This is a genomic window from Nocardia sp. NPDC003693, from assembly GCF_053981095.1.
The window spans coordinates 281,862-288,285 of sequence record NZ_JBSFNO010000003.1; the positions used below are offsets into that span (position 1 = coordinate 281,862).

At 68.0% G+C, this 6,424-nt stretch carries 7 protein-coding genes; 5 read left to right on the plus strand and 2 right to left on the minus strand.

The window, feature by feature from the left end:
* Nucleotides 1-24: 24 nt before the first annotated feature.
* From ACWDOP_RS06815 to ACWDOP_RS06830, 4 genes are all read left to right on the plus strand, one after another.
* Entirely contained in the window at nt 25-1,578 is a 1,554-nt protein-coding gene (locus ACWDOP_RS06815; RefSeq protein ID WP_456344276.1) for a succinic semialdehyde dehydrogenase, read from the plus strand.
* Between the two features lie 30 nt (nt 1,579-1,608).
* Complete coding sequence (locus ACWDOP_RS06820) at nt 1,609-1,953, plus strand: cholesterol oxidase substrate-binding domain-containing protein (RefSeq protein WP_456344292.1); 345 nt, start codon at nt 1,609-1,611, stop codon at nt 1,951-1,953.
* 77 nt (nt 1,954-2,030) lie between these two features.
* Complete coding sequence (locus ACWDOP_RS06825; RefSeq protein WP_454208429.1) at nt 2,031-2,594, plus strand: hypothetical protein; 564 nt, start codon at nt 2,031-2,033, stop codon at nt 2,592-2,594.
* Between the two features lie 10 nt (nt 2,595-2,604).
* The gene (locus ACWDOP_RS06830; RefSeq protein ID WP_456344277.1) at nt 2,605-3,366 is read left to right on the plus strand and encodes a hypothetical protein; all 762 of its coding nucleotides are present in this window, start codon (nt 2,605-2,607) and stop codon (nt 3,364-3,366) included.
* On the opposite strand, the gene ACWDOP_RS06835 is transcribed toward ACWDOP_RS06830, so the two are convergent.
* Nucleotides 3,321-3,773 (minus strand): nuclear transport factor 2 family protein, encoded by a 453-nt coding sequence (locus tag ACWDOP_RS06835; RefSeq protein ID WP_454208425.1) that lies wholly within the window; start codon nt 3,771-3,773, stop codon nt 3,321-3,323. The genes ACWDOP_RS06830 and ACWDOP_RS06835 overlap by 46 nt on opposite strands.
* A gap of 418 nt (nt 3,774-4,191) precedes the next feature.
* On the opposite strand from ACWDOP_RS06835, the gene ACWDOP_RS06840 reads away from it, so the two are divergent.
* Nucleotides 4,192-5,265, plus strand: a complete 1,074-nt coding sequence (locus ACWDOP_RS06840; protein ID WP_456344278.1) for a polyprenyl synthetase family protein — start codon at nt 4,192-4,194, stop codon at nt 5,263-5,265.
* An 844-nt stretch (nt 5,266-6,109) separates the two neighbouring features.
* Here the strand turns inward: ACWDOP_RS06840 and ACWDOP_RS06845 are convergent.
* The coding region (locus tag ACWDOP_RS06845) for an HNH endonuclease signature motif containing protein (protein WP_456344279.1) at nt 6,110-6,424 on the minus strand (315 nt) is incomplete at its 5' end.

A 6,424-nucleotide genomic window follows, 5' to 3' on the forward strand; every position in this document is an offset into this window, starting at 1 on the left:
GTTACCCGTAAGTAGGAGGCGACGATGCCCGTGCCGTCACCCGCAGTCTTCGAGCGTTTGCGGACGTTCGCGGCGGTGGACACCACCGAGGACCGTGACACCCGTGCGATCACCGAGGTTTTCACCGGGAAGACGCTCGGCAGCGTGCCGGTCGGGACCGCCGACGACGTGACGGCGGCCGTGGGCAAAGCCCGTGCCGCGCAGGCGGACTGGGCCGCCCGGCCGGCCAAGGAGCGGGCCGCGGTCTTCGAGCGGTACCGGGAACTGGTGGTGAAGAACCGCGAGTACCTGATGGACGTCGTGCAGGCCGAGACCGGCAAGGCGCGATGGGCCGCTCAGGAAGAGATCATGGGGCTGATCTTCGCGGCCCGGTACTTCGCCCGCGTTGCGCCCGGCCTGCTCGACGCGCACAAGGTGGCGGGCGCTTTCCCGGTGCTGAACCGGGCATCGGTGCGCGCGGTGCCCAAGGGAGTCGTCGGGGTGATCGCGCCCTGGAACTACCCGATGCTGCTCTCGATCGGCGACTCCATCCCGGCTCTGCTGGCCGGTAACGGCGTGGTGGTCAAGCCGGACAGCCAGACCCCGTACTCCTCGCTGGCCAATGCCGAACTGCTCGCGCGCGCCGGACTGCCGCGCGATCTGTTCGCGGTGGTGACCGGACCCGGCACCGTGGTCGGCACCGCCATCGTCGACCAGTGCGACTACCTCATGTTCACCGGATCCTCTGCCACCGGCCGCACCCTGGCCGAACAGTGTGGCCGCCGGCTCATCGGCTTCTCGGCCGAACTGGGCGGCAAGAACCCGATGATCGTGACCGCCGACGCGAACATCGACAAGGCCGCCAAAGCGGCTGTGCGCGCGTGCTTCTCCAACGCGGGCCAGCTGTGCATCTCGATCGAGCGGCTGTACGTGGACCGTTCGGTCGCGGCGGAATTCACGGAGAAATTCGTGGCCGCGGTGCAGAACACCACCATCGGCGCCTCCTACGACTTCTCCAACTCGGTCGGCAGCCTCATCTCCGAAGCGCAGCTGGAAACGGTCTCCAAGCATGTGGCCGACGCGGTCTCCAAGGGCGCGAAGGTCCTGGTCGGCGGCAACGCCCGGCCCGATCTCGGCCCGCTGTTCTACGAGCCCACCGTGCTCAGCGACGTCACCGACGCCATGGAGTGCGGCCGCAACGAAACCTTCGGCCCGCTGGTCTCGATCTACCCGGTCGCGAACGTGGAGGAGGCCATCGCGCGCGCCAACGACACCGAGTACGGCCTGAACGCCAGCGTCTGGGCGGGCAGCAAGGCCGAGGGCGAGCGCATCGCGGCCCGCATCCACGCGGGCACGGTCAATGTCGACGAGGGGTACGCCCCGGCCTGGGGCAGCACAGGTGCGCCCATGGGCGGCATGGGCATCTCCGGCGTCGGCCGCAGGCACGGTCCCGACGGCCTGCTCAAGTTCACCGAATCGCAGACCGTGGTGGTCACCCGCTTCCTGAATCTGGATGCGCCGCCACTGGTTTCGCAGGAGAAGTGGCAGCCGCTGCTGATGGGCATCGCTCGCGCGATCCGGTTCCTGCCCGGCCGCTGACGGTTCCACCTTCACGACCCGCCCCGGCCGATACGGCCGGGGCGGTCGTCGTTTCCGGACCACTCATCGACCTCACGGGCGCGCCCGGAGTCGCGGCACCGGCCGCGCCGAGGCCCGCGCTGTGCCGAACAGTGGGTCCTGGCCAACTACGCGGGCGACTACGCCCAGGTGCGGCCGGAATGGTCCAAGGGCTGGGGTTACAGCGACACCGCCGCCTGGGCCGATCCCGGCGTGCTCGACACGATCGTCCCCACCGCCTATCGCACCGGTCTGGAGACCGGAAACACCTGGGACACCGCTGTTTCCGCACTGGATCGCCACGACCCGCATCGGGTCTTCGCCAACGGGTTCCTCGCCGGCCTGTTGCACGAGTGACCCGAACGCCGCACGTTTGAGACCTGCTCGTCGAGGCATTACGTCGTCACAGAGACGAACTCGACGAGGAGGATCAGATGTCGGGTGCAGGAATGACGGTGCTCATCGTAGTGGTGGTGCTCGCGGTACTGCTCGCCATCGGAGTAGCCGTGCGTCCGTGGTTGCGGCGCAGGCGATTACAGGATCGATTCGGCTCGGAATACGACCGAGTGGTGCAGGAATCGCAGAATCGCCGCGCCGCCGAACAGGAGCTGACCGATCGCGAGAAGCGCCACCGGCAGCTGGAACTGCGCGACCTGAACGAGGACGAGAAGCGCCGCTACGGGCAGCAGTGGGCGCACGTGCAGGAGCAGTTCGTCGACGATCCGGTGCGCTCGCTCGACAACGCCGACCGACTGCTGGTGGCGGTCATGTCCGATCGTGGCTATCCGACCGAGGACTTCCAGCAGCAACTGGCCGACCTCTCGGTCCGGCACGCCGCGCCGCTCGAGCAATTCCGCGCCGCGCACGAAATCGCCGGACGAGCCGCGAACGGGCAGGCCTCGACCGAGGACATGCGCACCGCGATCGTGAACTACCGGGAACTGTTCGTCGATGTGCTGGACGGCAATCGCGCCGGTCAGACCGCACCCAACAAGTAAGGCGAGAACCATGAGCATTTTCGAATCCGGCCGTGCGAAGAAGGCCGCCGCGGCGGGCATCGAGACCGAACAGTCCCCGCGCGATGACAAGCGGCACGAGGCCGAGCGCGCCCGCGCCGAAGCCGAACGCCTGGAATCGGCCGGGGAGCGCCCGCACGGCGAGAACCCGGCGCAGGCCGGGGAGCGCCCCGCCGCCGAGCCCGCGAACACGGTGACCGGCAACGAACTTCGGGAAGCCGGCCCCGGCGTCCGGCAGCCGGGGTCGGAGACCGCCGGTGACGCCCACCGGCCCGCCGCGAGCAGCGTGCACGCGCCCACCGCCGGCGAGAAGCAGCCCGCCGGACCCGGTGCGCACGCGGCCGAATCCGATCGCGAGCACCGGCCCGGCGGCGTTCAGCAGCGCGGCGCCCAGCAGCCCGGTGACGCGCGGCAGCCGCACGCGGGTGACGCCCACCGCACCGGAACCGGCAACGGCGGCAACGCCATTCCCGGCGCCCAGGACGCGGGCAAGCTGCGCGAACAGTGGCGTGAAGTCCAGACCATGTTCGTCGACGATCCGCGTGACGCGGTCACCCGCGCCGACGACCTCGTCTCCGGGGCACTGCAGCGCCTCACCGATGGCTACGCCCAGCGTCTGCAGCAGCTCGAAACCCGCTGGTCCAGCGGGGGAGAGGTCGACACCGAGGAACTGCGGCAGGCGCTGCGCGGCTACCGCGACCTGTTCGATCAGCTGGTGACGACCGCATCCGCGGGCGGGGCGACGAACATATAGGACTTTTCCTCGACCCGCCGGCTGATCCGCCAGACGCCGTCCACGCGGGTGAAGGAATCCAGATACCAGAGTCCGCACAGCATCAGGCGCTGATGACCGTCCGCACCGGCCACCACCATCGGGTTGTGGCACATGGTGCGGGCGGTCGCGCTGTCTCCATCCACCTGGATCGAGGAATTGCTGACCAGGTGCTGGAAGGCGGTGAAATTCGGCATGACGGAGGCCAGGAATTGCTTGGTGGAGGCCAGATCTCCGGCGGGACCGCCCATCGCGGTGTAGTCGATGTGGGCGTCAGCGGTGAAGAGCTCGTCCAGCGAATCCCACTGGTGGGTGTCCACCGCGTGGGAGTAGCGCACCATGAGGTCCACTATCTCCATTCGGTCCGATATCTCCTGCAGGGACAGCATGGGGGCCTCCGAATCGTGCCGTGACTCTTGCGATCGGTGGGCAGCGTACGACGAGCGAGCCCAATGATCTTGTGCTTTGCGAAAGATATGACCGCAGGTTCGGCGAACTTCGCCGGTTTGCGAGGTCGGCACGCCGAGCCGACGCGCTGGCGGGAACGGTTCGAGTGCGGATTGCCGCCGAGCCGAGACCTATCCGCGAGGGCTGTTGCCGAACTGAAACCCGCAGGCGGTCCCGCGTTTTCCGCCGACGGTGGGAGTATGGGGCTTCTTCCATGCATGGCCGCCCGTTCACCGCAGGGTGGCTACGGGGGCCGTGTCCGAGTGAGCGGGGCCGAACATGCGAGCGTCGAAACCGAACAGTTCCACCGTGGGACAACGCCGCGAGACCAAACGCCGGTGGGGACTCTCGCGTCCCGCGGTGGCCACCCTGACCGGCCACACCGATGTGCGGCCGCGGACGGCGGATGCCGGGCAATCCGCGGTGGAGCGAATAGCCCGGAAGCAACTCGCCGATGCGCGCATCGCGATCGAACCGGTCCTGCGAGCCGCGGTGGGCGGGCTTGCCGAACCGCTGGATCAGATGGCGGGCTACCACTTCGGCTGGTGCGATGCCGAGGGCGTCGAGATCACCAACGGAGTGCAGGGCAAGGCGCTGCGCCCCGCCCTGACCTTCGCCGCCGCCGCGGCCTGCGGCGGTTCGATCGCGGACTCGGTACACGCCGCCACCGCGGTCGAGCTACTGCACAATTTCTCGCTCGTGCACGACGATGTGATGGACGGCGATCCCTTCCGCCATGGCCGCCAAACCATTTGGCGACTGTGGGGCGAAACCAATGCCACCCTGCTCGGAGACGCCATGCAAGCCCTCGCGCTGGGAGTGCTGTCGGACGGCGTGCCCGAACCGGTGACGGCCGAGGCTGTTATTCGATTGGCGCGCGCCACGATGACGCTGTGCCGGGGACAGTACGAGGACTGCGCCTTCGCCACCCGGGCGAGTATCAGCGTGCCGGAATATCTGCAGATGGCATCGGGGAAGACGGGGGCACTGCTCGGATGTGCCTGTGCGCTGGGGGCATTGTGCGCCGGAGCGGATCATCGCGTGGTGTCGGCCATGCATACCTTCGGTTGTGAAATCGGGCTGGTGTTTCAGCTGGTGGACGATGTCATCGATATCTGGGGTGATCCGGCGGTGACCGGAAAGCCCGCGCACAGCGATCTCATCAGTCGCAAGCAATCGTTCCCGGTGGTCAGTGCGCTGGCCTCGGATACATCGGCGGGGCGGGAGCTGGGGCGGATTTACGCTGCGCGGCAGCCGATTACGGCCGCGCGGGCGGCTCGGGCGGCGAGTCTCATCGAAGAGGCGGGGGGTCGGCAGGAGACGCTGGACCGAGCTGGGGCGGCGTTGGCGGCGGCATTGAACGCGCTGCCTACGGATCTCGCTACGGGGGATTTGACGGCGCTGGCGCATTTGGTGGCGCATCGGGATCGGTGAGGGTGACGGGTCAGCGCCATCCCCGCACCGGATGGCGCCGGCCGTTTTCTTTGTGGTTCGGGAGTAGTGGGGATTGGGTGGGGAGTTGAGAGTGGTGGCTGCGGTCTGCGAGTTGCCTGTACCGACGGGGGCACGTTGGGAACCTCAGCGGCGGTTGGGTGCTGGTTGGGGAGAGATGCCTGGACAACGGAGTACCAGCGACGGCATTCCGGGAGCCTCGACAGCGGTTGAGAGACCTACCGCAGGAAAGACAACTAGAAAACGGAGTACCGGCGGGGGACACGTCGAGTGCCTCGGCGGCGGTTTGGAGACCTACCGGGGAAAGGACGCCTGGACAACGGAGTACCAGCCGCAGCCGGTTGGGTGCCTCGACTGCGGTTCCAGCCTCCCGGGCCGATCAACGGGATCGAAGCCCTCGGATGCGTGGCCGAGTTCCCAACCCCGGGCCGGGCACGACTATCACCGCCGCCATAGACATAACCTCATTCTGCTGATGACGAGTCTTGTCTGTGGGTCTCGAGAAGGTTCCCACGGCCGGCCAGCCCGGCTGGGAGGGCGAGGATGCTCCCGGTTGGGGAGCCGAAGGTCGGGTACGGCAGGCGAGGTGACCAGCACGGTCGCATCTGCTTTGCCTGCTCTCTCGAACCCCGCTGGAAGCCGCAGGGGTGGGTGCAGGTTCGGGCTACGTCGGCCACGGGCGTGAACACTGGTACATGTGGGCGCATCGGCCGCACGGGTGTGAAGAGCGGGCCAGGGTCTGGGCGCGCGGGGAGCCCCTTCGGCGGGGGAAAGCCGAAGAGGCAGAGTGGACAACGGCGGTGGGAATGGCGGCCGGGCAGGCCCGCTAACAGCGCCATCGTGCGGGGATACCCGGTACTTGGGGGTGGTGACGGAAGTTCACACGCGGCCTACGACTTGGGTCGATGTGTGGTGGTGGGATCCATCCGGTCTTGCCCGGATTCTCCGAATCCTCGCCCATCACAACCGTTTCCCACCCGTTCGGGCCGGTGTTGATCTGGGCGTGGCATGCATCGCAGGCAAAGGTCAGGTTCTCGATGTCCGTTTCGCCACCATCGGCCCATTCCCGGATGTGGTGTACAGCCGAGCGGCTCGCTGGCGCGTCGCATCCCGGGCGCGTGCACCCACGTTCGGTGGCGGT